The organism is Burkholderia sp. Ac-20353 (assembly GCF_017104785.1).
Classification (GTDB): domain Bacteria; phylum Pseudomonadota; class Gammaproteobacteria; order Burkholderiales; family Burkholderiaceae; genus Burkholderia.
This window is the reverse complement of sequence record NZ_JAAGPL010000034.1, coordinates 18,553-43,557: the sequence shown is the minus strand read 5'-3', so window position 1 is coordinate 43,557 and position 25,005 is coordinate 18,553. Positions and strand designations below refer to the sequence as shown.

16 protein-coding genes are annotated in these 25,005 nt (G+C 63.8%); 13 read left to right on the top strand and 3 right to left on the bottom strand.

Annotation, left to right across the window (positions count from 1 at the left end; all coding sequences use genetic code 11):
- Positions 1–110 precede the first annotated feature (110 nt).
- The 12 genes from G3N94_RS13380 to G3N94_RS13325 all read left to right on the top strand — a co-directional run bounded on the left by G3N94_RS13380 (position 111) and on the right by G3N94_RS13325 (position 17,672).
- Entirely contained in the window at positions 111–1,094 is a 984-nt protein-coding gene (locus G3N94_RS13380; RefSeq protein WP_205792861.1) for a hypothetical protein, read from the top strand.
- Between the two features lie 18 nt (positions 1,095–1,112).
- A complete protein-coding gene (gene vgrG / locus G3N94_RS13375; RefSeq protein WP_205792860.1) occupies positions 1,113–3,896 on the top strand; it encodes a type VI secretion system tip protein VgrG in 2,784 nt (927 codons plus the stop codon).
- Positions 3,896–4,891, top strand: a complete 996-nt coding sequence (locus tag G3N94_RS13370; protein WP_205792859.1) for a DUF4123 domain-containing protein — start codon at positions 3,896–3,898, stop codon at positions 4,889–4,891. Before vgrG ends, G3N94_RS13370 begins: the two co-directional genes overlap by 1 nt.
- 13 nt (positions 4,892–4,904) lie before the next feature.
- Positions 4,905–7,754, top strand: a complete 2,850-nt coding sequence (locus tag G3N94_RS13365) for a T6SS effector BTH_I2691 family protein (RefSeq protein ID WP_205792858.1) — start codon at positions 4,905–4,907, stop codon at positions 7,752–7,754.
- A 132-nt stretch (positions 7,755–7,886) separates the two neighbouring features.
- Positions 7,887–8,606 (top strand): putative type VI secretion system effector, encoded by a 720-nt coding sequence (locus G3N94_RS13360; protein WP_277398537.1) that lies wholly within the window; start codon positions 7,887–7,889, stop codon positions 8,604–8,606.
- Between the two features lie 298 nt (positions 8,607–8,904).
- Complete coding sequence (locus G3N94_RS13355; protein ID WP_205792856.1) at positions 8,905–10,557, top strand: hypothetical protein; 1,653 nt, start codon at positions 8,905–8,907, stop codon at positions 10,555–10,557.
- Positions 10,558–10,650: 93 nt separating this feature from the next.
- Positions 10,651–11,037 carry a response regulator gene (locus G3N94_RS13350; RefSeq protein ID WP_205792855.1) on the top strand — a complete coding sequence of 129 codons (387 nt, stop codon included), beginning with the start codon at positions 10,651–10,653 and terminating at the stop codon, positions 11,035–11,037.
- On the top strand, positions 11,037–12,383 hold the full coding sequence (locus tag G3N94_RS13345) for a YaiO family outer membrane beta-barrel protein (RefSeq protein ID WP_205792854.1): 1,347 nt from the start codon (positions 11,037–11,039) through the stop codon (positions 12,381–12,383). Before G3N94_RS13350 ends, G3N94_RS13345 begins: the two co-directional genes overlap by 1 nt.
- A 12-nt stretch (positions 12,384–12,395) precedes the next feature.
- Positions 12,396–13,439: a HEAT repeat domain-containing protein gene (locus tag G3N94_RS13340; protein ID WP_205792853.1), complete on the top strand. Its 1,044-nt coding sequence runs from the start codon at positions 12,396–12,398 to the stop codon at positions 13,437–13,439.
- Positions 13,436–14,851, top strand: coding sequence for a glycosyltransferase family 2 protein (locus tag G3N94_RS13335; RefSeq protein WP_205792852.1), 1,416 nt, complete (start codon positions 13,436–13,438; stop codon positions 14,849–14,851). The genes G3N94_RS13340 and G3N94_RS13335 overlap by 4 nt, the downstream gene beginning before the upstream one ends.
- A 399-nt stretch (positions 14,852–15,250) precedes the next feature.
- Positions 15,251–16,936 (top strand): alkaline phosphatase family protein, encoded by a 1,686-nt coding sequence (locus tag G3N94_RS13330; protein ID WP_205792851.1) that lies wholly within the window; start codon positions 15,251–15,253, stop codon positions 16,934–16,936.
- Positions 16,937–17,129: 193 nt separating this feature from the next.
- On the top strand, positions 17,130–17,672 hold the full coding sequence (locus G3N94_RS13325; RefSeq protein ID WP_205792850.1) for a hypothetical protein: 543 nt from the start codon (positions 17,130–17,132) through the stop codon (positions 17,670–17,672).
- Between the two features lie 122 nt (positions 17,673–17,794).
- Here the strand turns inward: G3N94_RS13325 and G3N94_RS13320 are convergent, their stop codons facing one another.
- Complete coding sequence (locus G3N94_RS13320) at positions 17,795–19,945, bottom strand: LamG-like jellyroll fold domain-containing protein (RefSeq protein ID WP_205792849.1); 2,151 nt, start codon at positions 19,943–19,945, stop codon at positions 17,795–17,797.
- A gap of 726 nt (positions 19,946–20,671) precedes the next feature.
- Here G3N94_RS13320 and G3N94_RS13315 point away from each other — a divergent pair.
- On the top strand, positions 20,672–21,709 hold the full coding sequence (locus tag G3N94_RS13315) for a GSU2403 family nucleotidyltransferase fold protein (protein WP_205792848.1): 1,038 nt from the start codon (positions 20,672–20,674) through the stop codon (positions 21,707–21,709).
- A gap of 76 nt (positions 21,710–21,785) precedes the next feature.
- Here the strand turns inward: G3N94_RS13315 and G3N94_RS13310 are convergent, their stop codons facing one another.
- Both G3N94_RS13310 and G3N94_RS13305 read right to left on the bottom strand, forming a co-directional pair.
- Complete coding sequence (locus G3N94_RS13310) at positions 21,786–22,652, bottom strand: DMT family transporter (protein ID WP_205792847.1); 867 nt, start codon at positions 22,650–22,652, stop codon at positions 21,786–21,788.
- 445 nt (positions 22,653–23,097) lie between these two features.
- Complete coding sequence (locus G3N94_RS13305) at positions 23,098–24,564, bottom strand: 3'-5' exonuclease (protein WP_205792874.1); 1,467 nt, start codon at positions 24,562–24,564, stop codon at positions 23,098–23,100.
- Positions 24,565–25,005: the final 441 nt, after the last annotated feature.

Below are 25,005 nucleotides of genomic sequence, written 5' to 3'. Positions count from 1 at the left end.
GCTGATTGACACGGGATTGAGGTGAGCAAGATGGTTGCTGATGATCTGTTGGGGTGGTCTCCGGAGTCGGAAATGACTCATGGTTCATTCAATTTTGCCTGGAGCGGACGATGATGCCCGTCGATGCAACGCCCTTCGACTTCAAGGCGGACTTCGCGCTGATCGCGCAAGCGCGTGCGGTGCACGATACGGCGACGTTGAATCTGTCCGATTACTACACGACGGCCAGAGCGCCGAGTTGGGCCGTGGCGGAGGTGAGCCCGAAGGAAGGCAGCGGTGGCCTCGTGTTTCCCGGCGTGACGGTTCAAGTCGGCGACAAGACGTTCGTACAGCCTGCCGACGCCGGGGCCGTGGTTCAGATGAAAGGTGTGTGGCGGGCCGCGGCCAAGTCGGACGCGTCGATCCCTGCCGGTGGCGACTATGCGTGGATTCGACCACGACAGATACGCACACGCATTCCGTCGCCCGACGATTTTTACTCGCCGTTCATCTCCGGCGGAACCGTGGTTTTCCAGTGGGACGCGTCGGCACCGGATGACGCGCGATTCATCGCGACCCGGATGATCTTTCCCGACTGGAAACAGGACGTTGCGGACGCAATCAAGTCGGCGCCGCAACTCGAAACGGAACTCGCGAAGATCAGCGGCGGCCGCGCGGCGCTCGATACCGTCGACCGGCTGCTGGCGTCCGGCAACGACGTGTCGTCGATTCTCGCGTTTCGCGCGCTGCTGCGCGTCCCTGATCCGGATTTCGTCGCCACGCACGCCGAAGCGGCGCTGAAAACGACGGACGTGCACAAGCTGTCGATCATCGCGTACCTGTGCGTCGCGGCGTCGCAGGAGAAGGACCGTGCGCGGCTGCTCGACGTACTGAAGACTGCGATCGACGACACGACGGATGCGAACCGGCTGCTGGCCATCGCCTACGGCGCGTTCGCGGTGGCGGTGTTCGATCGTCGTGACCAGGATGCGGTCAAGGGCGCGTCGAAGACCATGCGCGTCCTTCGGCAGCGTACCTCGGCGCTGCATGTCGCGATGGACGAAACCTCGCCGTGGTCGCAGATCTTCAGAAAGATGGGACTTGGCGACCAGTAACTGTAAAGGCGTAAAGCGATGGCAACAAGCAAGGACATCCTGCAGGCGCTGCTCGGCGGCTGGGCGCAACACGATCGCTTCCTGAGGCTGACGACGCCGCTTGGCCAGGACGCGCTGGTCGCGGAAAGCGTCGACGGCTGGGAATCGATCGATGGTGGCGGTTACCGCTTCGAACTGACGGCCCTGACCGAGAACCCCGCGCTGCCGATCGCGCGGCTGGTCGGCGGCCCCGTGCTGGTCGAATGGCTGACCGCGGACGGGGGCCGTGAATGGCGCCCGTTTCACGCGCACGTCGCCGCAGCCGAACTGATCGGCTACAACGGCGGCCTCGCGCGCGTTCGCCTCGTGCTCGAACCGTGGCTCGCGATCCTGCGGCAGCGTATCGACAGCTACCACTACCACGATGCGACCGTCATCGACATCAGTGAGCAGATTTTCGGCTATTACACGCGTGGCGCGGTGTTCCCGGCATGGCGATGGGAACTGGCCGACCAGACGCGATATCTGCGGCGCAGTCTCACGGTGCAGGCCGGCGAATCAGATTTCGACTTCCTGTCACGGCTGTGGGCGGAGGAAGGGCTTTACTACTGGTTCGAGCACGCGGCCGACCCGGGAGCAAAGAGCCTCGGCGGCCATACGCTCGTGCTGGCCGATTCCAACGAACGCTTCCTGCCCCGCGAGCCGGAACGCGTGCCGTTTCATCACACCGGCGAAAGCGATCCGGCCGGCGGGATTCGCCATTTCATGCTTGCGCGTCGCTGGCGCATCGGCCGTGTCGCGCGTGCGAGCTGGGATTATCGGAGCCTGTCGGCTCGCCCGGCGGCGGCGCGCGCGAGTGGCGCGGTGGTGCCGGGCGAGGACCGTGACGTCGCAGGTCCTTATGCCTACCAGACCGCGGCATTGGGCGACCAGCGCAGCCAGCAGCAACTCGATGCACTGCGTGTCGACGCCGCGAGAAGCGAGGGCGATGGCACGCGGCGCGACCTGCGGCCCGGGCTGCGGTTCTTCGTCGACCATCATCCGACGCTCGGCGCATCCGACGAGTTCGTTTGCCTGCGTGTACAGCACCGGGCGCGCGCCAACGTGTCGGCCGACATCCGCACGGCGATCGGGCAGCACCTGGGTGCCATTCCGCTGATGCGCGACGCCGATGCAGGCGGCACCGATGCCGCATCGAGCGTGGCACCGAGTGACGATACGTCCCGGCAGGAAGCGTTTGCGGACGAGGACGCCGTATATGGCAACCGCTTTTTCGCGATGCCTGCGGCCCAGCCTTATCGGCCGTCGCTGGCCAATGGCCAGGGCGTCCGGTCCCAGCCTGCCGCGATGGCCCAGGGGGCGCAAAGCGCCATCGTGGTCGGCAGCGGAGACCCCGTTCATACCGAACGCGATCACCGGATACGCGTGCAGCACCACACGCAGCGCGGCGAGAAGGCCGCGAGCCGCGAATCGCACCCCCATGTGCCGAACGCGCCGGCAAACCGTGGCGCAGGCACCTGGACCCGCGTGCTGACGCCCGTGGGCGGCGCGAACTGGGGCGGTGTAACGATTCCGCGCGTCGGGCAGGAGGTGTGGACGGAGCTGCTCGAAGGGCAGCCCGATCGCCCTGTCGCGGTGGCGGCGCTTTACAACGGTAAAGGCAACGCCAACGCGCAGCACAATGCGCTGGTCGGCGGGCCGAGCGGCAGCACGGGCAATGCCGCGGCCTGGTTCGCCGGCAACGACCATCCGGCTGCGCTGACCGGCTTCAAGACGCAGGACCTCGGGCAAAGCCGCAGCGGGACCGGCGGCTACCGGCAGTTCCTGGTCGACGACACCGCGGGGCAGTCGAGAGCGCATCTGTATACGACTGATCGCAATAGCGGGCTGACGCTCGGGCATATCAAGCAGCAACACGACAATCGGCGCCTCGCGGATCGCGGTTACGGCGTCGAACTCGCGACGGACGCGGCCGGCGCATTGCGCGGCGGTGCGGGCCTGTTGATCACGACGGCGGCCGGTACGAGCCAGATGGATGCGCGTGCACCGGGCCTGGACCTCGCAGAGGGGCTGCAGCGTGCGCAGAGCCTCGTCGAAGCCGCGCAGCGCCAGGGCGCGGGCGTCGGCGCCGCGGGCCAGGAACCGCCGCCGGACCAGTTGCCGGCCACGCAGGGATTGAAGCAGACCCGCGAAGCGCTTGCCGAAACCCGCAGTGGCGGTACGGCGACCGGTGGCGGAGGTGGCGGCAGTGCCGTCGCCTGGAGTCGCCCGCACCTGGTTGCGCATGGCGCCGACGGCATCGTCGCCGTGTCCGCCCGCAGCCATGTGTGGGTGTCGGGCAAGGAGACGGTGTTCAGCGCGGGGCAGGACCTGCAGGTGACGGCCCAGGGCAAGACCAGCGTGATCGCGAATCACGGTATCTCGCTCTATACGCAAGGCAGCGCCGGCAATGGCCGGGTAGTCGACGGCAAGGGCATTGCGTTGCACGCGGCGTCGGGCTCGGCGAGCGTGCAGGCGCAGAGCGGCGGAACGCTGGCGGCCGCCGCGCAGCGGGCGGTTACGCTCGCGAGCGTCGATGCTGGCGCGACGCTGCAGGCGAAACAGCGCCTGTTGCTGACCGCAGCGGATGCGTTCATCAAGATGGAGGGCAGCGATATCGTCGTGGGCGGGCCCGGGAAAGTCGCGTTCAAGGCCGCCAGCCACGATTTGACGGGCCCGCAGAGCGCGTCGGGCAGCACGACACTGGCGCGTAGCCAGGCGACGGACTGTCCGCAGACGATGGGCGACATGATCGCGTCGAGCGCGGCGTGCGCGGACCTGTGATGCAGGCCGCTAACGAATGCGACCTGCCGCACGCAGCAGGGACGACGCCGGGGCAAGCACCCACCGCGCCGACGGTCGAGCAGTTGCAACTGCAATGCGACGCGCTCGGGCTGTCGCATTGCCTGTTGCTGACGGGGCCCGCGGTACTGCATGCGTTCGAGCCGGACGAAATCGATGCGCTGAAGGCGATCGGCGAATCGGTGGTCGAGGTGCCGCTATGTCCCGAGCGACTGTCGCCCGACTACTGGCCGTCCGTGATCGAACTGGATCTGGCCCATCCGGTGCCCGCGGAGATCTGCCGGCGGGCAATCGAGCGGGCGCTGGACGACTGGTCGCCGGACGCGCTCGGCGAGGGACGCGGACACCGCGTCGGCGCGTTTCTCTTCAGCGATGCGCGCACGGATGCGATCGCTCGCCATCTGGCGCACGCATTCGTGCAGCAGCGTCCGGACGGTGACGGGCAGCGGTTGCTCGGGCTCGCCGATCCGGCCGCGTTCGAGGGCGTATGGCGCGTCTGCGACGATGCGCAGCGCCGGCGCCTGCTCGGGCCGATCGCACAGTGGCGCACCCTCGGCCGCTGGGGCGAGTGGGTCGATTGCGACGTGTCAGCAGCGCGTGATGCGGAGCCGGCGGGCGGGCGCTCGCTCGATCTCCGCGACGCGCAATGGTCGGCGCTGTTCGACGTGCGCCCGATCAATCGCGCGTGGGCGCGGGCCAGCGCCGACGGATGCGTCGTCCAGCGCGACACATTCGAGCGATTGCCGGCTGTGTTGCAGCGAGCGCACGGATACGGACTGAGCGATCCGCAGGATCTCGAGCTGTTCGCGCGGCATGCGCTGAATGCCGGCGCCGAATTCGACCGGCATCCGCGCATCCAGCGCGTGCTGCGCGACCGGCCGGCCGACATGTATTACAGCCTGGCGGTGGCGGACCTGGGCGACGCCGATTGGGCGGAAATTCGCGGCGCGCGGCCGGACGGGCGCGCAAGTCAATAAGCAAGGAAAGAACATGGCGGGAACCGACGATCGTTGTGATGTCTGCAAGCTTCAGGGCCTGGCGGTGTATATGCCGCGCTATGCCGTCGTGCCGAAGGCGTTCACGGCGCCTGATATGGGGCCGTTCAGCGGAACCGGCATCAAGGACGTGAAGCTGACCGAGAGCAAGTACGCGCTGCGCCAGTTGCGCGAAGGTTTCGTCTACTTCCTGTACGAGCGCGGGCCGCGCGGCAAATTCTATTGGGAGGTCTACGCGTGCGCGCAGGACGGCAGCCTCACGAAGCGGCTCGACCCGGCCGCCGCGAGAAGCGCGGAAGCGCCGAAAGCCTGCGCGCGCACCGGGCACAACGCGCTGCGCGTGCAGTACGTGGTGATCGAGAAACCACAGGACTGCGGCACGGTGTGGGTCGCGTTCAGCGAGCGGCCGTGGAGCGACGCGACGGTGAAGCGGTACGGCGCCAATAGCCCGGAGGCGGCGGGTTTGCGCGAAAAGCGCATGCAGGCCATCGAGCCGGCGGCATGGGTCAGTTCCCCGAAATCCGGCCCGCATCTCGCGCCGTTGACCGCGGCGAACCTTCAGCACGTGATCGAGTATGCGGGGACCGTCGGGGAAACGCCGCTCGAAGTCAGCGCGCTGCCGTACGACTTTCGTCCGGAGGTCAGCCGCGGCGCAACGGGCGCCTGTCGCGACAACGTGCTGAACCTGTGTACGACCCGCTATGCATGGGCCGTGCGTCAGGGGATCTGGAACAAGGCGGCATCCGCGCAACTCGTCGCGACTGCGCAGGCGAGTTCGGTGTCCGCAGGCAAGCCGTGCCAGCCGATGATGCTGGCCCTGTGGGATGCGGTCGGCATCACGCACGAACTCAACGGCTTCCGTAACGATGCCGTATCGTGGCTCGACAAGTATGTCATCGAGCGCGCGCTGCAGATCACGGCGCTGCGCGACATCGACACGGCCAAGGAGACGCTCGAGCATGGCGCGGTCGACAGCGAGACGCGTTTCCAGTCCGAAACGGGCAAGGCGACCACGGGCGGCCTGACGGACAGCGCGAAATCGCTGCGGCAGCGTGCGGCTTCGATGCCGGCCGGTGCCGAACGCACCCGCTATCTGCAGACCGCGGACGACTACGACTATCTCGCGAAGAACGGACTGGGCGGCCCTTATGTGGCGCAGGTGCAGTCGTTCCGGTCGGATGCGGAGCGGCAGGCGTGGCGCCAGAAAACCGATGCGACGATCGCGGACATCAACCGGACGAAGAGCAAGCGCCTGAAGGATGCGCATGACAACGCGTGGCCGCGATACGAAGACAAGCTCAAGCGCAACGAAATCGACGCGTTCCGCACCAAGTATGCGGAGATACAGGGCAAGGTCCAGGCGCTGCAGGAGGCGCGCACGGATGACGTCGGGAACTGGCTGAAGGCGAAGCTGTGGTTTGCGACGCTCGATGACTGTCACGAATCGGACTTTTTCGACGGCATGGCCTATGAGGTGGCCGTCGGCACGGCGATCTTCGGCCTGAATTCGTCGCCCAAGGGCCGCCACCTCGTCGATGCGCTCGTGTCGCTGCTCGACGCGACGAAGATGGAAAGCCTCATCTGGCGCGCGGTCGCGATGAATCAGAAGGACGGGCGCGTGCAGCTGACGCAGATTCTGCAGGACGCGAAAAAGGACCAGGAGACGCCCCTGCAGGGCAACGTGGAGAAGGTTGCGGCGGTCGCGTCGAAGATCAAGACGATCGTCGGCTATTACAAGAAGCTGGCCGATCTTGCCGTCGAAAAGGATGCAAAGAAAATCACGCCGATCGGCGCGCTGCTCAAGCGTCTCGAGGTCGATCAGATTGCGATGACGGCCGGCGACTCGATTTTCAAGAAATTTCGCGTGAACCAGGGTGCGGATTTCGTCGGCGAGAAGATCGTCCAGACGCTGTTCCTGCAGCGCGCCGGCATCAGCGATCTCGACACGCTCAATCTCGTCAGGAAGCAGGCCGAACTGGAAGGGCTGAGCCGCAAGGAAGTGCTGAACAGGATGCGGGTCGCGCACGGGTTTATCCAGGCTGAGGAAGCGCTCGGCGGGATGGGCAAGACGTCCCCGACGCGCGCACTCTACGAAGCCTGGAATCAGCTCAAGCTGACCGAGGAGGGCAATGCGCAGTTGCGCTCGGCGCGTGTGACCGTCGTATCGGGCCTCCTCGAAGCGGTGAGTTTCTACAAGCTGATGGTGACGCCGCACGACGAAAACACCAACCTCAACCTGGTCAGCTCGGGCGCGACGCTGTGCTCTGCACTCATCGATGTCAGCATGGCGCCTTTCTATGCGACGCTGAAGACGTCTGTCCGGTCGCAGGCATGGAAGCTGGTCGGTGGCGGGCTGGGCGCCGCGGGTGCCTTCATCGGCGCCTGGATGGACGCCAAGACGGCTGGCGACAGCTTTGCGAAGCGGCAGGGCACGGTGTTTTTCCTGACATCGATCAAGGTGGCGGCCGGGACGGCGACGGGCTCGGCCGTGCTCATCAGCTCCATCGGCAAGTCGGGCCCGTTGTTGAAGAAAGTGGCGAGCCGCTATGGCACGCAGGTGATCGTCGGGATCGTGGAAGGGCTGACCGAGCGCGCGGCTGCCTTTGCAGCCTTCCGCGCGGTGGGCATGCTGCTTGGCTGGGAGGCAACGGTTGTGTTGTTCGTCGTGCAAGGATTGATCTGGTATTTCACGCCGAACGTGCTGGAGGCCTGGTGTACCCGTTGCGCGTTCGGAACGGGGCGGGAGAAGGACTTCTTTATCGAGCACAGTGTTCCGCTCTATGCCGATCGGGAAGTCAGGAAGCAGGTCGAGGATTTCGGCAAGGCGCTGGCCGGCGTGCGTTGAGCGATTCGCCGGTCGGCGAGCGGGCAAGGAATCGATGTGAAGCAACGAGTGGGCTCGGGTGCCGGTGTTATCACCGCGTGATGAAAGGGGCGAAGGGGTGCTCGAGCGACCACGGATAATGGGTAACCGAATATGCAGAATCAAACGACGCAAGCCGTGCTGTTGCGTGGTCGTGTGCAGAACCTGCGGCGCACGAAGACCACGCGTGACTTCATGCGTACCGAGGCCGACAAGGTTGCGACCGGTGTTGGCGCCGTGGCGATCGGGCTCGCCGGCATGACGGGGCTGGCAACCGCCGTTGCCATTTCTGCCGGGAACAGTAACGAGGAAGTCGACAAGGTATCGTTCGATATCGGCGACGTCCATGTCGACGGATGGTTGTGGCGCTGCCCGTTCCGCGAGAACGACGAGGTCGAGGTGGTGGCGGAGCAGTCCGCGACCGGTGCGACGTGCTTTGCCGTACGCCGGGTCGACGACGGGCTGATCGCGGTCTATCCGCACTGTACGATCGGAAAGCGCGCGTATATCGGGAAGTCGACACGCATCTGCCTGACAATCCTGACCCTCTGGGCTGCCGCAATGGCCTATGCGTTTTTCGTGAAGATGCCGGAGCAGTCGCTGTCCTACCAGCTGGTCTTCACCGGCATCTCGGTGCTGTTCGCCGCGTTGCTGCTGGCGTTTTTCGCGATGTCAGGATACCGAAAGGATCGCTCGTTCATTGCGATTTCGGAACGCATGTTCGAGACGTTCGGATGGCCGGACCCGGCCACCATCGACCTGAAACGGACCTCGAAGGGAAAGAAGCGCGAAGGCGACGGGCCCGGATACGGGCTGTGGATCTTTCGCCGTTGAGTCTGCCGGCGCATCTTTACACAACTGTTAACTCTCGCAAATCGAGACTGTTCAAGCCCCTCGCCATTGAGCGAAAATACGCCGCTCCGGCGACGGTATGTCGTCCTGAGTGAACGGTTTTTGTGGCTGCTCCATTTGTCGGATGATTTGCGAAAGTCGGTTGCGCTGCAATCCACATGGTCATCGGGGGTACCAAGGAACGGGCGCGCTCCGGGAGCGGCTGTCCGGCTTTCGGCAATGAAAGATGAATCCCCCTCGTATCAGTCATCGAATCGGCGAATTTCGAATCGTAGGACGAATGAAGTTTTCAATCATGCTGCGGGTTGCTGCGATGGTGGCTGTTACGGTATCCGCGTCCGCGCACGCCCAGACAAGCCGGCTGCAGTGTTTTGACGAAAAAGGGCGGGCGATCGCGTCCTCCTCCCACTGTTTCGAGCTGGAACTGCCGAAGGACGCGCAACTGCAGTGGTCCGCGTGGCTGTCGCCGGTGGGAACGACGGCCGATGCCCGCATCGCGGTGTCGGGCATCGTCGACGACAAACGATTCGTGCCGACGGCGATCGGACCGACCTCGCCCGGTGATCCGGTCAAACCCGACATGCTGATGTTCAACACGCGGCTTTTGCGCGACTTCACGATCCGGCCGTTCGGACAGGAAGAGCGGGCAAGCGCGAGCCGCAATCGCGAAGGTGACGCGATCGCGATCGCCTGCCGGCCTGGCCGGCAGCCGGCCGGCGTCGTTCTGGCGCGACGCGACGCGCGATGGCCGCGTGTCGCTGCTGGCGACGTCGTGCTGGCCGGCAAGGGGAGCGCCGGTTTTCAGTGGGGAATGGTGGCGGCCGGGCGCGATCCCGGCGCGCTGTACCCGCTGCAGCAAGCGGTAGGCACTGACGAGGTGCACGGCAGGATCGACTTGGCGACCTTGCCGGCCGGGACAGAGAACGTCGATCAAGACCTCGTGCTGGTGTGCCCGTCCGAAGGCGGGCGCCTCGACCTGAGCGATGTGCACGTCGCGCCGCGCACAGCGGCGGCGGAAGGCGGACGTGCCGCGTGGGTGTGGCAACGCAGCCGATGGGAAGACGGCGGCCGCGACTTGCTAGCGGACGCGGTGCGATACAAGGTGTCGCGCCTCTACGTCGCGTTGCCGATCGCCGACGATCAGGTGACCGGCGCCGACGCGTTGCGGGATTTCGTGGCACGCGCACACGACGCCGGCATCCAGATCTGGGCCGTCGAAGGCGATCCGGAAATGGTCACGGAGAAGGGGCGGGAACAAGCGGTCGCGCGCTTGCGGGCGATCGAACAATATCAGCGCGCGTCGACGGAGCCGACGCGGCTGGGTGGCGTTCAATACGACATCGAACCGTATCAATTGCCCGCGTATCGTACGGAGCCGCAGGCGGTGATGCATGCGTGGGGCACGACCGTCGCCGCGCTCGGCGACGCAGCGGCACTGCCGCTCGATACGGTCCTGCCGTTCTGGCTGCTCGACGCGCCGGGCGGCAACGAGGTGCTTGACCGGATCGGTCGCGCCGCGCAGTCGCTGACCGTCATGGCGTATCGCACCGATGCCGCGCACGTGCAGCGCGTGGCGGCGCCTTTGCTGGCGTGGGGCGCAACGCGCAATTTTCCGGTCAGCGTCGCGCTGGAAAACGGTCCGATGCAGGACGAGTGGACGCAGACCTATGCGCCCGTGCCGCGCGGCGGCGCGGGCACCCTGTGGCTGGTGCCCGAGGACGGCAAGATGGTTGCCGTGCGCCTCGATCGCGCCGCCACGCTGGCGCGGGGCGTCGGCTATGTCGAGAAGAGCCGCGAACGAATCGATGCAGACAAGGTGAGTTTCCTCGGCGATCCCGATCGTCTGTTGACCGTCTCCGCCAGCCTGCAACCCGTGTTTCGCGCATGGCCGAACTATGCCGGCATCGCGTTCCACGGGCTGCTGGATCGTTGAGCAAGCGTCATCGACCGGCAATGCGCAACGTCACTCCATCGCGTCCCGCCGCCAGCGGGCAGCCCTCCAACAGCCAAGGTCCGGGAAACGGAAATGTCGGATTTGCCAACGATTCTGATTGCTGAAGACGACGCGCTCCTGCGTGAGCTGCTCGAGCACAAACTCTCGACCTGGGGTTACAGGGTGCTGTCGGCGTCCGATGGCGAGGCCGCGTACGAACTCATACGCGAGCAGCGGCCGTCGATGGCGTTGCTGGATGTGATGATGCCGCGCCTCGACGGTTTTGCGCTGCTGCGCAAGATGAATCAGGACGGGGCGCTCGCGCATACGCCCGTCATCATGATTACCGGGCGCAAGCTGGAAACCGATGTCGTCAATGCATTCCGGTGGGGCGTGGAAGACTACCTGAGAAAACCGTTCTCGCTCAGCGAGCTGCAGTCCCGCATTGCACGCATCGTTGCCCCGCCGGAGCGCACCTGATGGTGAGGGTTCCATTCGCAGGCCGTTGCGCGCTCACGGCCCTGCTGGCCTGCGGCTGCCTGCCGGCGGCTGTCGCCCAGAGCGGGCCGGCCCTTTCCGCGACGGACATTGCCGGTCTGTATCAGGCCGGCGTGCAGGCGCGACTGGCCGGGCGCATGGACGAAGCGCTCGATCTGCTGTCGCGCGCGGCGGCCGCCGCGCCGGACAATGTCGACGTGCTGCTGCAGGAAGGCCTCGTGCTGATGGCGAAAGGGCGCGACAACGACGCAGCCGCGCTGTTTCAGCGCGTCCTGTCGCTGGCGCCCGGTTACAAGGATGCGCGTCTCGCGCTCGCCCGGATCGCCAGGCGTCGCGGCGACATCGATACGGCGCTTGCGCAGGTCGATATCGTGTTGCGCGATGCCCCGCATGATGCCGAAGCACGCGAGTTGCACGCGAACCTGCTGCTCGCCAAGGGCGACGCCCGGGACAGCGAGTCGGAGTATCGCGCACTCGCGCACGAGCAAACGGGCGACGCGTCCGCATTGATCGGCCTCGGCGACAGCTTGCGCGCGCAATGGCGCGACGACGACGCACGCGCGGCCTATCGCGAGGCAGCCACGTTGGCGCCCGATTCTGTCGCGTCGCAACGCGCGATGCTGCCGGATCACCAGCGATTCCGTCTGGATGTCGGCGGCGCCTACAGCCACTTGTCGAACGGCTCGCCGGCCTGGAAGGAAGGCTCCGTGCGTCTCGCGTATTCGATCGACGACCGCAACGTGATCGCCGCCGGTTCGGATGTGAGCCACCGATTCGATACGACCAACGTCTATTCCGAGCTGAGGCTCGATCATCGGTATTCCGACCGGTTGAGCGTCTACGTTTATGGCGGCGGCACGCCCGACGCATCGATTCTGCCCAAAGTGGCGGCCGGAACCGGCGTGCAATGGCGACTCGATCCCGTGGCCGGCAAGCGGTCGACTTTCGCGACGCTCGATATGCGTTACGCCCGCTACGACACTGCGCGGATCTGGTCCGGCAGCGTTGGCGCGATCCAGTATCTCGGCGACGACACGCTGTGGGTCACGGCGAAATGGGTCAACACGCTGGACGAACGAAACCGGTATCTGACCGGGTACACGCTGCGCGCGGACTGGCAGGCGTGGCGCTGGCTGCGTCTGCTGGCAGGGTTCGCCGATGCACCGGAGTCGGACCAGGGCGTGACCGTCAGGACCCGTGCGTTCTATGCGGGGGCCGTATTCGACGTCAGCGATTCGCTCGCGATCAACGTGTCGGCGGCGCGCGAGTTGCGGCCAAACCTTTACGACCGCAACGTGGTCGGGCTCGGCATGACCGTGAAATTCTGAGCGGACGCGCCGATGCTCGAATGGATCCAGACCACCTCACTCGCGCTCAGTGCCATCTCGGTGCTGATGCTCGGGATGCTGCTGCTCGCCCATGCAGTGCGCGGATGGCTGGCGTCGCGCGATACGAAACTGGCCGCGGCGCTGTCGCACGAGCTGATCCTCTGGCTCGACGATCCTGAAGCGAGCGTCGCCGGGATCGAACGCGTCGCGCACCGTAACCCGGCGCTGGTGACGTCGCTCGTCCTCAGGCTGGCTGGCCAGTTGCTCGGCGACGAGCATGCGCGGCTGATACAACTGGCGAGCCGGTTGGGGCTGGAGGCGCGCATGGTGCGCGACTTGCGGCGGCGGAGATCGGGGATACGACGGCGCGCGGCGGAGTCGCTCGCGTTGTTTGAAGATGACGCATCGGCCCGCGCGTTGACTGGCGCACTCGACGACCGCAAGGCCACGGTATGTCTTGCGGCCGCCTGGGCGCTCGCACGACGGGGGCTTCACGTGCCGTTGAAGCAGGTCATCGACAAGCTCGGCGGATTGTCCGACTCGATGCTGACCCAGGAGCTGTTCGAGCGTCTGGCGAGCCATCAGATGTCGGATCTGATTGCGCTCGCCGCGGACGATCAGGTGCTGCCGCGGCTTCGCAGCGTGGCCATTCGTGCGCTGGCTGCGTCCGGCGACTACGCGCTGATTCCCGTTTTCACGGACGCCACGCGATCGCGGCAGCCCGACGTGCGGGTGGCGGCGGCGCGCGCGCTGGGCCAGTTGCATCATCCGCTCGGCGCGTCGTCGCTCGCGGCGCTGCTGCAGGATGACGTGTGGTATGTCCGGGTGGCGGCCGTCGAAGCGGTGGGAAAGATCAATATCGAAGCACTCGACGGCGAGATCGAGACACTGTTGAGCGACGCCAGCTGGTGGGTCCGGTTCCGGGCGGCGGAGGCCCTCGCGATGGAAGGCGAGCGCGGCTACCGGATACTGGAGCGCACGGCGCAGGGCGGGCCGTCTGCGGCGCGCGACGTCGCTGCGTTGACGTTGCTAGAGCGCAAGGAGATTGCAACGTGAGCGCGAATGACATCGTGTCCGTGATCGTGCATGCCATCGTGATCGTCATATTGACCGTCAACGTATTGCAGAACGCGCTGTACCTGTTCCAGATCGTCGCGGCGGTCGGCGGCATGATCCGTCCGGGCACCAACAGCGGGGGTATCCAGCTCTGGCGCCGCTATGGCGCGAGCGCCCCGCCGATCGCGTTGCTGGCGCCGGCCTACAACGAGGAGCTGGGGATCGTCGACTGCGTGAAGGCGCTGTTCGCGCTCGAGTATCCGCTGACCGAAGTGATCGTCATCAACGACGGCTCGACAGACAATACGCTCGGCGTCCTGATCGACGCGTTCGAGCTGACGCCGACCCGGCGCACGTTCGATGCGGTCGTCACGCACAAGCCGATTCGCGGCATCTATGTGTCGCGCGTCCATCCGAACCTGCTCGTCATCGACAAGGAAAACGGCGGCAAGGCGGACGCGATGAACGCCGGGATCAACCTGGCGCGCGCGCCGCTGTTCTGCGCGATCGACTCGGACTCGCTGCTGGAGTCCGACGCGCTGTTGCGCATCGTCCGGCCCTTCGTCGAGCAGCCGCAACGCACGGTCGCGGTCGGCGGCGTGGTGCGTGTGGTGAACGGGTGCCGCATTCAGAGCGGACGGGTCGTCGAGATACGCGCGCCGCGGCGCTTCCTGCCGCTCGTGCAGTCCATCGAATATCTGCGCGCGTTCCTGATGGCGCGCGTCGCGTGGAGTGGCGTGGACACGCTGATGCTGATTTCGGGGGCGTTCGGCCTGTTCCGGCGTGACGTGGCCGTGCAGGTCGGTGGCTTTGGAACGGATACGATCGGCGAGGATCTCGATCTGGTGATCAAGATACATCGCCATATGCGGGATCAGCGCCGACCGTACAACATCGCGTTCCTGACCGATCCGATCTGCTGGACGGAAGCGCCGGAATCGCTGCGCGTGCTGAAGGGGCAGCGCTGCCGCTGGCAGCGTGGTGCGCTGGAAGTGTTCTTCAAGCAGCGCGACATGCTGTTCCGGTCCCGATACGGCCGTATCGGCTGGCTCGGCATGGGGCAGATCCTGATCGTCGATGTGCTCGGGCCGCTCGCCGAACTGTCGGGCTATATGCTGTTGCCGGCCTTCTGGGCGCTCGGCTGGATCAATATCTCGTACTTCGATGCGTTCCTTTCGCTGGTGTTTCTGTTTGGCATGTTTCTCAGCGTGTCGTCGCTCGTGTTGGCCGAGCTTGCGACGCAACCGTTCCCGCGCTTGGGCGACTTGCTGCGGCTGGCGCTGGCGGCCATGATCGAGAATTTTGGCTATCGTCAGCTGAACAGCTTCTGGCGCATGCTCGGCTGGTGGCAGTTCCTGCGCAAGGACAAGTCCTGGGGGGAGATGACGCGGGTCGGGTTCAACTCGGACTAGGCGGTGGGTGGTCAATCCATTCCGATCACCCGGTTGAACGCCGTGTGATTCATCGTCAGGCGACGCCCGGTTCGTCCCGTCGACGCTTTTCCCATCCGGCGCGGCGGACTGCTTTTATAAGCAGACGATTCTCGGAATAACCAAAGCAATTCATAATTAGGAATACAAATATAATTTGATATAAATCAATTGTCTCTTGTATGGAGGGCTGCTGTTTTTATCCGGCTCTTAAAAGATCACTCTCCGATACAAATTATTACACTCTAACGAACCCAATCCACACGCACCTTCCAGCCTCACGAGAAGATAAACGAAAGAAATCGTTCACAGTATTTTCTCGTCCCGATACTTATCTCATTCAGGGAGCGAGTGTTCCCAATTCAAATGACGAGGTGAAAAATGGACGAGATCAGGAAGTGGGCAAGGGCCAGTGCCATATTCAGCGCTAGCGTGCTGGCATTCGCGAGCATGGTGGCGACAGCGGAGGATAGTGGCCGCGATGGCGATCACGGCCAGCAATACACGCGCGTGTTACTGATCAGTGTGGACGGGATGCATCAGGTCGATCTGGTCAATTACATCAACAAAAAACCGGGATCCACCTTCGCAAAGCTGGTCAAACATGGCGTGGAGTACACGCATGCTTCGACCTCCAGGCCCTCGGACTCGTTTCCGGGGCTTCTGGCCTTTGCAACCGGCGGCAGCCCTCTGAGCCATGGCGTCTTCTATGACGATACCTACGACGCTACGCTGTTCCCCCCGGGCAGCAATTGCACCGGCAAGCCTGGCACGGAAGTGAGCAACTTCGAGGCACTCGACTGGACTCTCGCGCAGCTGGACGGCGGATCGGCGCCTGCCGGCGTAACGTTCGACAAGCGCAATCCGCATATCAATCCGGCGAACCTCGCGCTGCGCAAGACCGCCAGCGGCTGCGAGAAGGTCTGGCCTCATCTGTACCTCAAGAACCACACGAACACGATCTTCGAGGTCATTCATGAGTCGGGCCGACGCACCGCATGGTCGGACAAGCACCCGGCCTACGAGATCCTCAACGGGCCGTCGGGGCAGGGGCTGGATGAACTCTACGCACCCGAGATCAACTCGAATTCGTTGATAGCCAATGGTTTTCCGAGCGCACCCGCGGATGCCGACTGGACGACCGACCCGACCTATACGCGCGCCTACGACGGCTTCAAGGTCCAGGTCGTGCTGAACTGGATCAATGGGCTGGACCAGACCGGGACGAAGCATGTCGGTGTGCCCGCGATCTTCGGCATGAACTTCCAGGCGGTCAGCGTCGGCCAGAAGGTCACGAAGGCCATGGAAGGCGCGTCGACGACGCGTGGCGGCTATGTCGACGCAGCGGCAACCCCGACACTGCCGCTGCAGCAATCGCTGGACTTCGTCGATGCGTCTCTGGGCCGGATGGTCGACGCGCTCGAGGCGAGCCACCTGCTGCGTTCGACGCTGATTATCGTTGGAGCGAAGCACGGCCAGTCGCCGATCGACGTGAAGACGCTGCACATGCTCAAAGGCTCGTCGAACGCCTATGCGACCGCCGACGTGGTCGATCCCGGCGACCTGCTCAACAACAGCGGCGCAGCGGTCGCGCAGGAGACGGCCGATGACGTATCGCTCATATGGCTGCAGAGCCACGGCGATACGGCCAAGGCAGTCTCGATCCTCGAAACTGACCAGGCCAGCGGCAATTCCACCCACATCCAGACCCTCTATCACGACGCGGCCTTGAAGGCGATCTGGGGCGATCCCGCGAAGGGCCGTGTCCCTGATCTGATCATCCAGCCGATACCGGGCACGATTTACAGCGCGAGCGCCAAAAAGCAGGCCGAGCACGGCGGCTTTGCCGCTGACGATACAAATACGCTGCTGGTGGTCTCCAATCCGAAGCTGAAACAAAAGACCGTCGATACGCCGGTGACCAACATGCAAGTGGCGCCGACCATTCTGAAGGCGCTCGGCCTCGATCCGGACAAGTTGGTCGCCGTTCGGCGTGAAGGCACAAAGGTCCTTCCGGGCCTCGAGACCACCCGGGAAGGCGATTCGGGTGACCGCTCGTCGGAGTGATGACGATGAACGCGCCGGCGGTCGCTTTTTGCTTCAGGCCGCCGGCGGCATGTGTTCCGCTGATGCGTTGAATCGATTTGAAGCGCGTCGCGACTGGCCAGAAGGGCAGACGTACAAGTTGTCGAGCGGTTGCGGCTGCCGCCCGGATAAAACCGTATATACTGTTTATACCGTTACCTATCCGGAGAGACGCATGAATACACAAACCGCAACCCCGCCGACAACAGAAGCCTTTCCCTTTCCGAAAAGCACCGGCAGCGCCGCCGAAGCAGTTCAAGAGCCGGCAGCTCAAAACGACGCGCCAGAATCCGCAGCCGCTGAGGTCAAGCCCGCCAAGCCCGCCAAGACCAAGGCAGTAAAGAAGGCGCCGAAAGCGCCGGCAGCTCAAAGCGATGCGCCAGAATCGGCAGCCGTTGCGCCGACCGTTGAGGTCAAGCCCGCCAAGACCAAAGCAGTAAAGAAAGCGCCGAAAGCGCCGGCAGAATCGACGGCGGAGACCAAGGCGAAGCGGCCGAAAAAGCCGAAGGTCGTGCGAGACAGCTTCACGATGCCGAAACAGGACTACGAGAAGATCGCCGTCTTGAAGCAGAAGTGCCTTGAAGCCGGCGTTGCGGTGAAGAAGAGCGAGATCCTGCGCGCGGGTCTGATCATGCTCGAAGCGGCGGCGACCAAGCGCTTGCTCGCTGCTGTCGAAGCGGTCGAGACGGTGAAAACCGGCCGGCCCGCCAAGTCGTAAAGGGTTACTGCTCGAACAGCATGGCCGCGCGTTGTCGTCGCGGGCTTAAACGGAAATGTTGTTCCCCCATCGCGTCGCACCACGCCGGACGACCGCCCCCCGGCGGCCATCCGGCCGGTACCTCAACTCCGGCGCGCCGTGAGCCACTCCGCCGGCTTCAGCGGCTTGCCGACCACGCGGACCTCGCCGAGGTTGCCGAAGAAGCCGTCCGCGCGGCTGCCGTCCCATGAACCCCCGCCGATGACCCAGCGCATGGTGGCGCCCAGCGTATCCACGCCGGGGGCGTTGCTCGCGTTGCGCAGCACCGGGGCGCCTTCGATATAGAGGATGGTTTCCTTCGCGCTGTTGTCGCTGACGAGGGCGACATGCACCCATTTGTCCGCGATGATCTCCCCGGACCAGTTGGTCTTGGCATCGCGGTTGCCGCTCTGCACGGGCACCACTTCCCACTGGATCTCGCGCAGGCTGGAGACGGCAAACAGCATCGGCGGCGATTCCGGGTCGCCGCCGATGAAGCCGGGCAGGTCGCCGCGCTTGCCGTCACGCGACATGATGTTCATCCATGCGTGCTTGCCGGCGCTCCAGTCCTTGTCGATCTTGACGAAGGCTTCGACGGTATAGCCGTTGGCCAGGGTTTCGGCGTTGATCGGCGCGGCGGCGTCAGTCAGGAAATAGCTCAGGCGCGGTACGTTCTTGTCCGTGTTGCGGAACTGCACCGAACCGGGCGCGGCCGACAGTCGGTGGCGGTCGTCGGACCAGACGAGGTCGTCGAGTTGGGCGCCGGACACGCCGTCCACGTTGAGCGCGGCACGGCGGATGGGGTTCCGGCCGGTCTGGTCGGCCACGGTGTCGCCCACCTTCACGGCCTGGCCCGCAGTGCCGCCGAAGAAGCGCCAGTGCGCCAGCGTGCCGGCCACGTGCGGATAGTCTTCCGGGTCGGCCGCCGGCTTCTGCGCTGTAGCCTCCGGGTCCTTGTAGTTGGCCAGGATCATGGCGCTGGCCTTGTCCACCAGCGAGGTATGCGAGGGCGTGCCGGCCTGGAAGCCCTTGTTGAACCGCGCGAAGCGCTTCGCGAAATCAATCTGGATGACGAACTGTTCGTTCGGTGCCGCCAATACCGCCTGGTCGAAGGTATTCAGCGTGTCCACAGGTTTCTGCGGCACCCACGGGGAGAAGGACAGCACCTTGATCTGGTTGTTGCTCAGGTCGAACTCGTACAGGCGCATCAGGCCGTTGCCGCCCTGGTAGGCCATCTGATAGTCCACCACCATCTGCTCGACAGGGTTGCCGTATGCGTTGGTCTTGGTGAGCCGCGCGGCGCCGTGGTAGTGGCCGTTCAGCGTCATGAAGATCTGGTCGTTGTTCTGGATCAGCTTGTCCCACAGCATCTTGCCGTAGGGCACCTCTAGCGGGCTGACGCCGTCCTTGTCGATGTTGAGGAGCTGGTGGTTGACCAGGATCACGGGCAGCGTGGGGTTGTCCCGGATGACCTTGTTGGCCCACGCGAGACCGTCGTCGGAAATGCGCCAGGACAGCGACAGCACCAGGAACTTCTGCCCTTCGGCGGTGAACACGTGGTATTCGTGGAAGCCGCTGGGATCGCGCCCGCCGAAGGTGGCCTGGCGCTTCGCGCGTGCCGTGCCGAACCACTGCAGGTACGGTTCCTTCGCCAGGTCGCGCTGCTTGTCGGTCGCGCTTGCCTGGCTGCTGGCGTCGACGTAGTCGCGATCGAGCATCACGTCGTGGTTGCCGGCGAGAATCGAGTAGGGCACCTTGGCGTTTTCCAGCACCTGCATCGCGCTGTCGGCCACCATCCACTGCGCTTCCTTGCTCTGCTGGTCGACCACGTCGCCAAGGTGGATGAGGAACGGGATGTTCAGCGTCGCGGCGTTGCTCGCCACCCATTGGGTCTGCGCGCGGAACGGCTCGCTGCCGTATTTGCGGATGAACTGCCGGTTCTCGGCGACGGTGGCATACCGGGCATAGAACTGGGTGTCGGGCAGCACGGCCAGTGCGAAGCTGGAGACGGCCTTCGACGCACCCGGCTGGGGCGTGGGCTGAGCCGGCAACTGAGCGCCGGTGCCCGTGCTGCCGTCGTCGCCGCCGCCGCAGCCGGCGAGCAGCACACTGCCGCCGATAGGCAGCAGCGACGCGCTGAAGCCTGCTTTAAGCAGGCTGCGTCTGCGGATGTCCGGCACGCTGGCGGGCGCGCCGGTATCGCCGGTATCGTCGGCGGCAACAAGGTTCTGATGCTGGGGCGTCGTCTTTTCCATGAGGTGGTGATCCGGTTGATGGGTCTGAGGCAAGGCAAAAAAGAGCCTTGGCGGATGCCAAGGCTCGGGAGCAGGTGCGAGCCGAGTGACGCCATCGAGCCTCGATCGATGCGCGGTTCAGGCACGCCCGAGACTCGATCGGCGCGCGATCAACGTGTGTCGACGAAGGTTTGTGTGCTGTAGTCGGCCGCCGGCAGTTGGGCGAGCTGCTTCGTGGCGCCGGGCAGGCCGTCCACGTAGGTCAGGAAGGCGACGGCTTGTGGGGGTGCCGGGGCGTTGACTGCCGGCCGTTATCGCTGCCGTAGGAGGCCAGAGAGAGCGCGGTGGAAAGCAGGAGGAGCGAATACGCGCCAATCTGGCGTTTGGTATGGCGAGTCACGGTCGACTTTGGAGGTTGTGAATCCGCGCATATCTTTCACGATTGAAATTACAAATGTATTTCGACGATATTGCGAAATAATTTCACGTAGATGGGAAAAGCTTTCCGTGCGTCAGCTTCGTTCGTCGGATTCCGGACGATCATGCCTGCCGGCGAATCTTTGGAAGCGCACGTCAGCCGGACGCCTTGGTGCTGGACGGGTTGAGGGGAGCGCGAGAAAAACGTTAGCGTGGATGGGTTACCCACTAATATTATATTGTGGTGGGTAACTTGAGTCGCGCGCCCGCCTTTTCAGAGCAGCGGTTACCCACTAATATATGAACTTAGTGGGCAACTCCGATGCGACCATGCTGACCTACCATCCCGATGCGCTGCAAACGCTGTACGCCTCTTTGATCGAGTCCGCCGCTGGGCAGACGCATATCTCGCTGCATACGCCCGGCACGGCGTCATACAAGACGGTCAAAGGCAACGACTACACTTATTGGCGCGTCTATAGGGCCGATGGGCAGCGCGCTGACGAAATTCTCGGGGTGACGGATGCTCCGGACACGCTCGCCAAGCTAGACCAGAAGCGTAGCGAGAGCGCGGAAGCGCGTGCGTTGGCGGAGTCGGTGAAGACGCTACGAACAGCCAGGTTCGCGGTCGCGGACAATTCCTCGGCGCTCACCATCGCGTCGATCTTCAACGCGGGTCTGTTCAAGCAAGGGGCGGTCCTCGTCGGCTCGCACGCCTTTGGTGCGTTGCTGAACGGCCTGGGGGTCAAACTGGCCGCGGACTACCAGACGAACGACATCGATAGCGGTGCGGCTTCTCCGGTGGCACTGGCCATTTCGGAGGATCGCAGCCTTCTGGATGTACTCAAGGACACCGGGCTTCCATTCCTCGAGATGCCTGGGCTTCATCCCAAGCAACCCGCAACGTCGTACAAGCGCCGCGGGTCAATGCTCAAGGTCGATCTTCTGGTACCGGGTTCAGAGAATTACGAAACCAAGGAATTGCCCGGGCTGAAGGCCCATGCGATCGGCCTGCCGTACTTCGACTTTCTCATTTCGGAAGCAGACTCGGGATATGTGCTGGGTAAGGATCACATTGTGCCGGTACGCGTTCCGGCGCCCGCGCGCTTTGCGTTGCACAAGCTCGTTGTGAGCACGCTGCGGCCAGCCGCATTGGGCGTGAAATCGAACAAGGATCTGCAGCAGGCGGTTGTGATGCTCGCGGCGACACTTGAGCGCAATGCGGATTGGGTTGAGGCCGCGCTGGAGGTCTTGCCGCCCGCGGCGCGTCCGCGCGTCGCGCAAGCCGCCGATCATGCCATGCCTCATGCCGAGGGCTATCCGGACCTTACCGTAGACACACTGGAGCGGCTGGTTGCGTTGGGGTGATCGTTGGATATGCATTTTCATTTATGTGTATTCGTGCCGCTAACGCAAAGCCGGTTGCCTCGAAACAACCGGTACATCAATTCGGCACAATGCGTAGGCGAGGACGATATTCCGTCACGATCATCGCCAGCAGGATCATGGCGGCACCAACAAGATTGACAGCGCTGAGCCGGTCCCCGCCAATGAGGTATCCGAATAGCCCGCCGAATACCGGCTCCAGCACCAGAATGAGTGCGATGCGGCTCGGAGGCGATTCGACCTGTGCTTTTGTTTGCACGAAATAGCCGATGGCCGTGCCACCGATGCCGACGATGACGGCGGTCCATATCGCTTGTGGTGCGTGGGGGACCGAAAACTGCCGCGTCGCGAGCGACCACCCCAACGACAGAAGCCCGACGACTAGAACCTGAACGAATGCGAGTAGCTCGACATCGGCTTCCTTGCTTCGCTTCGAGAGCACGACGATGTGCAGGGCGGTGAACACGGCGCAACCGACCACGAGCATATTGCCGGTGTGCACTGAAAGATCCTGTACCGTCAGCAATGCGAGCCCGATCGCCGCGACGATGGCGCCGATGATTTGCTGTCGATTCGGCCTGATTTGAAGCAGCCAGAACGCGAACACGGGAGCGAAGATAACCGCAAGGCCCGTGATAAAGCTGGCATTCGACGCGGTCGTGAATGCGATGCCCGCTGTCTGAAATGCGAACGCGAGGAACAACACGAATCCTGGCAGCACGCCGCGTGACGTCTCCCGCCAGTCGATCTTGCCCTTGCGACGCAACAAAGCGATGAACATCACGGCCGCGCCGATTAGAAACCGATATGCATTGAATGCCGAGGCGCTCAGCACCTGCAGCGACTCGTGTATGGCAACAAACGACCAGCCCCACAGTACGGTTACCCCCACGAGAGCTGCGGCCCAGGCGTTTTCGGATTTCATAATGTCACTCGTGCGGTTATTGCGAAGGCAATCTGCCGTCTGTCAATCAGGCGAGACCGGTTATGGCGCATACGCCGCCATGGAAAAACGTGGCATATGCCACGCCGACATCGACGTGCAAAGTCCCAACGGCCATGAGCCAAACCGTGCAGGAATGGCAGACGACGGTGAAGAGGGAGGGGGCGGAGTGGTGAAGCCGGACGAAAATTTCAGTCCGACCGTGCCGAGTACTTCGGCCAGGACACTGATTCCCGGAACCAACCAGGCGAATTGAACCGAGTCCATAAATGCACACTCACCAGTCTCACTGTTTATACCGAACGGTGAGAAGGTGGGCAGAATCAGCGGTACCCGGTTGGTAAAAGACTAATACAGGCTTTTTTGTCGCGCAAGTTGGAGAAGCGCCAAGCGCCGTTGTCAAAATCTTCGCTCACGCGTGCCCGGTTCAACGGCGCTGCGTAAACAGACGCAGAAGCTCATCACGCAGCGCCGAGATATCGAGAAGATGCCTTGCGCGCGTCACCGCCACGTACAGCAATCGCATTTCATCTTCGTCTAACGTCAGGCGACCGTCGACCAGTTTGAAGCGGAAATCGTTCGCGACCTTCACGCGTTTCCACTCGAGTCCTTTCGCGCGGTGGATCGTCGAGATCACGTAGTCGGCGCCTGTCTCAGGCGTGACGCGTCGTGCCAGCGCGCGCAGATAGCCAGTCCCGCACTCATCGACGATCTGCACGATCGGTAGCAGATCGCTCCCCACGGCGCTGCGGGCAAACGACTGCGCATCCTTCCACGACTCGAAAAGCGAAAAGGCGGCTGGGCGAAATGCTCGCCGGCCTGCGAGTAATTGGTCCGCGCCATCTGCGAACGCCTCGATCTCCGCCGGACTCATCCGGATCGCCGGTTTATGACCGGCTTCAAGCCCGGCGGCCAATTGCCAGATCGCCGTGACGTTCTTGCGGCACAAAATCGCGTCGACTGGCGGTGAGATGCCCGGATCCTCCACCATGATCGAGCCGATGTTGTCCTGACCACGTATGGGTGTCGCCTCGCCAAGCAAAGCAAGGATACGACTGGCAAGTGTCGCCAACGTCGGCCCGAAGCGGAACGACTCGGTGAGCGCATACTCGGGGGCGGCAATCCGTGCCATCGCGTTGACCGCGCCGCGCCACTCATAGATTTGCTGGTAGGGATCGCCGACGTAGATGATTTGTGCATGATGCTGACGGCCGAGTACAGACAGCATGACGCCATCACTATCTTGCGCCTCGTCAAACAGAATGAAGTCTGCCTCGACGCATGGTTCCGAGTGCGCCCAGACTTTCAGCAGCACATCTGGCGAAACGGCGCCGCGCCCATGTGGATCGGTGCTCTCATCCCACAGCCGCACGACATATGGAAGCAACCATTCGCGCAGCGAGGCGGCCGCCTTGTCATCGATCTTTTCGTCGACAGGAATATGACCGGCCTCCGGACGCAGTTGCGCGGAGCGACAATACATGCCGAGGCCATCGGCAATCATTTGGCCTATCTCGAACGGCGTGACTTCGACGGGCTTGCCGTTGGCATTGGGGACTCTGATCGGGCCAAGCCGATAGCGCAGAGCGAGTTCGTGCGGTGCCTCGAGCTGGAGCTTCATCCGGTTGCGCAGGGCCGCCGTTACGGATGCATAGGCGAGCGAGTGCATTGTGCGCGATTGGACATTCGATGGAAATGCCCGACGGGCATGGTCCGCGATTTCCCGGTTGAACGCGAGATAACTGCCGCGCTTGCCGGCGAGATGATCGGATACCAGTCGTAGCGTCGACGTCTTTCCCGCGCCGGCATAGGCCTTGATTTTCAGGTTGCCGCCGCGACTTGCGGCATTGACGATCGCGTACTGTTCCGAGGTCGGCCTGAACGAACGTGGCATGGTGCGTGTCGCAGATGGAAGATCCTTGTATTTTGCCGGAAAGAGGGAATTGTCCGAATCGCGCAAAATCTGGCGTCTGCGACACGTCGTAGCAAGTGGTGTCCAGCTAACGTGTCGGGCGCTTTTTTCGACAAAAGCCCGGCTTGCTCGTCACTTCATGTGACGAGCAAGCCGCAGTACGAAGATCCGTCGGATTTGGGGTGTGTCGGTCGCGGTTAGCGACGGGTTTCGACGCGGGAAGGTGGGTGAAAGCGGCCGAATATAAAATTTGACATAGGTATATCTATCGATATTTTGGGGTCGCATTCATTTTGAGGCGACTGCCGTGAGCGTCTTGAGCGCCGGCGTCGTGATTGACGGGTCTGCAATGCGCGTGTAACCAGGCTGTCACCTTTGCACGTGCAAAGTCCCGGCGGACAATCAGCCGCGTGCGAGAATGGA

Excerpts from the sequence above, each read along its gene's own strand:
- G3N94_RS13345 (WP_205792854.1), top strand. The coding sequence starts at position 11,037 with ATGGTGAGGGTTCCATTCGCAGGCCGTTGCGCGCTCACGGCCCTGCTG.
- G3N94_RS13325 (WP_205792850.1), top strand. The coding sequence starts at position 17,130 with ATGAATACACAAACCGCAACCCCGCCGACAACAGAAGCCTTTCCCTTT.
- G3N94_RS13320 (WP_205792849.1), bottom strand. The coding sequence starts at position 19,945 with ATGGAAAAGACGACGCCCCAGCATCAGAACCTTGTTGCCGCCGACGAT.
- G3N94_RS13355 (WP_205792856.1), top strand. The coding sequence starts at position 8,905 with ATGAAGTTTTCAATCATGCTGCGGGTTGCTGCGATGGTGGCTGTTACG.
- G3N94_RS13340 (WP_205792853.1), top strand. The coding sequence starts at position 12,396 with ATGCTCGAATGGATCCAGACCACCTCACTCGCGCTCAGTGCCATCTCG.
- G3N94_RS13380 (WP_205792861.1), top strand. The coding sequence starts at position 111 with ATGATGCCCGTCGATGCAACGCCCTTCGACTTCAAGGCGGACTTCGCG.
- vgrG (WP_205792860.1), top strand. The coding sequence starts at position 1,113 with ATGGCAACAAGCAAGGACATCCTGCAGGCGCTGCTCGGCGGCTGGGCG.
- G3N94_RS13370 (WP_205792859.1), top strand. The coding sequence starts at position 3,896 with ATGCAGGCCGCTAACGAATGCGACCTGCCGCACGCAGCAGGGACGACG.
- G3N94_RS13360 (WP_277398537.1), top strand. The coding sequence starts at position 7,887 with ATGCAGAATCAAACGACGCAAGCCGTGCTGTTGCGTGGTCGTGTGCAG.
- G3N94_RS13330 (WP_205792851.1), top strand. The coding sequence starts at position 15,251 with ATGGACGAGATCAGGAAGTGGGCAAGGGCCAGTGCCATATTCAGCGCT.
- G3N94_RS13305 (WP_205792874.1), bottom strand. The coding sequence starts at position 24,564 with ATGCCACGTTCGTTCAGGCCGACCTCGGAACAGTACGCGATCGTCAAT.
- G3N94_RS13315 (WP_205792848.1), top strand. The coding sequence starts at position 20,672 with ATGCTGACCTACCATCCCGATGCGCTGCAAACGCTGTACGCCTCTTTG.
- G3N94_RS13365 (WP_205792858.1), top strand. The coding sequence starts at position 4,905 with ATGGCGGGAACCGACGATCGTTGTGATGTCTGCAAGCTTCAGGGCCTG.
- G3N94_RS13350 (WP_205792855.1), top strand. The coding sequence starts at position 10,651 with ATGTCGGATTTGCCAACGATTCTGATTGCTGAAGACGACGCGCTCCTG.
- G3N94_RS13310 (WP_205792847.1), bottom strand. The coding sequence starts at position 22,652 with ATGAAATCCGAAAACGCCTGGGCCGCAGCTCTCGTGGGGGTAACCGTA.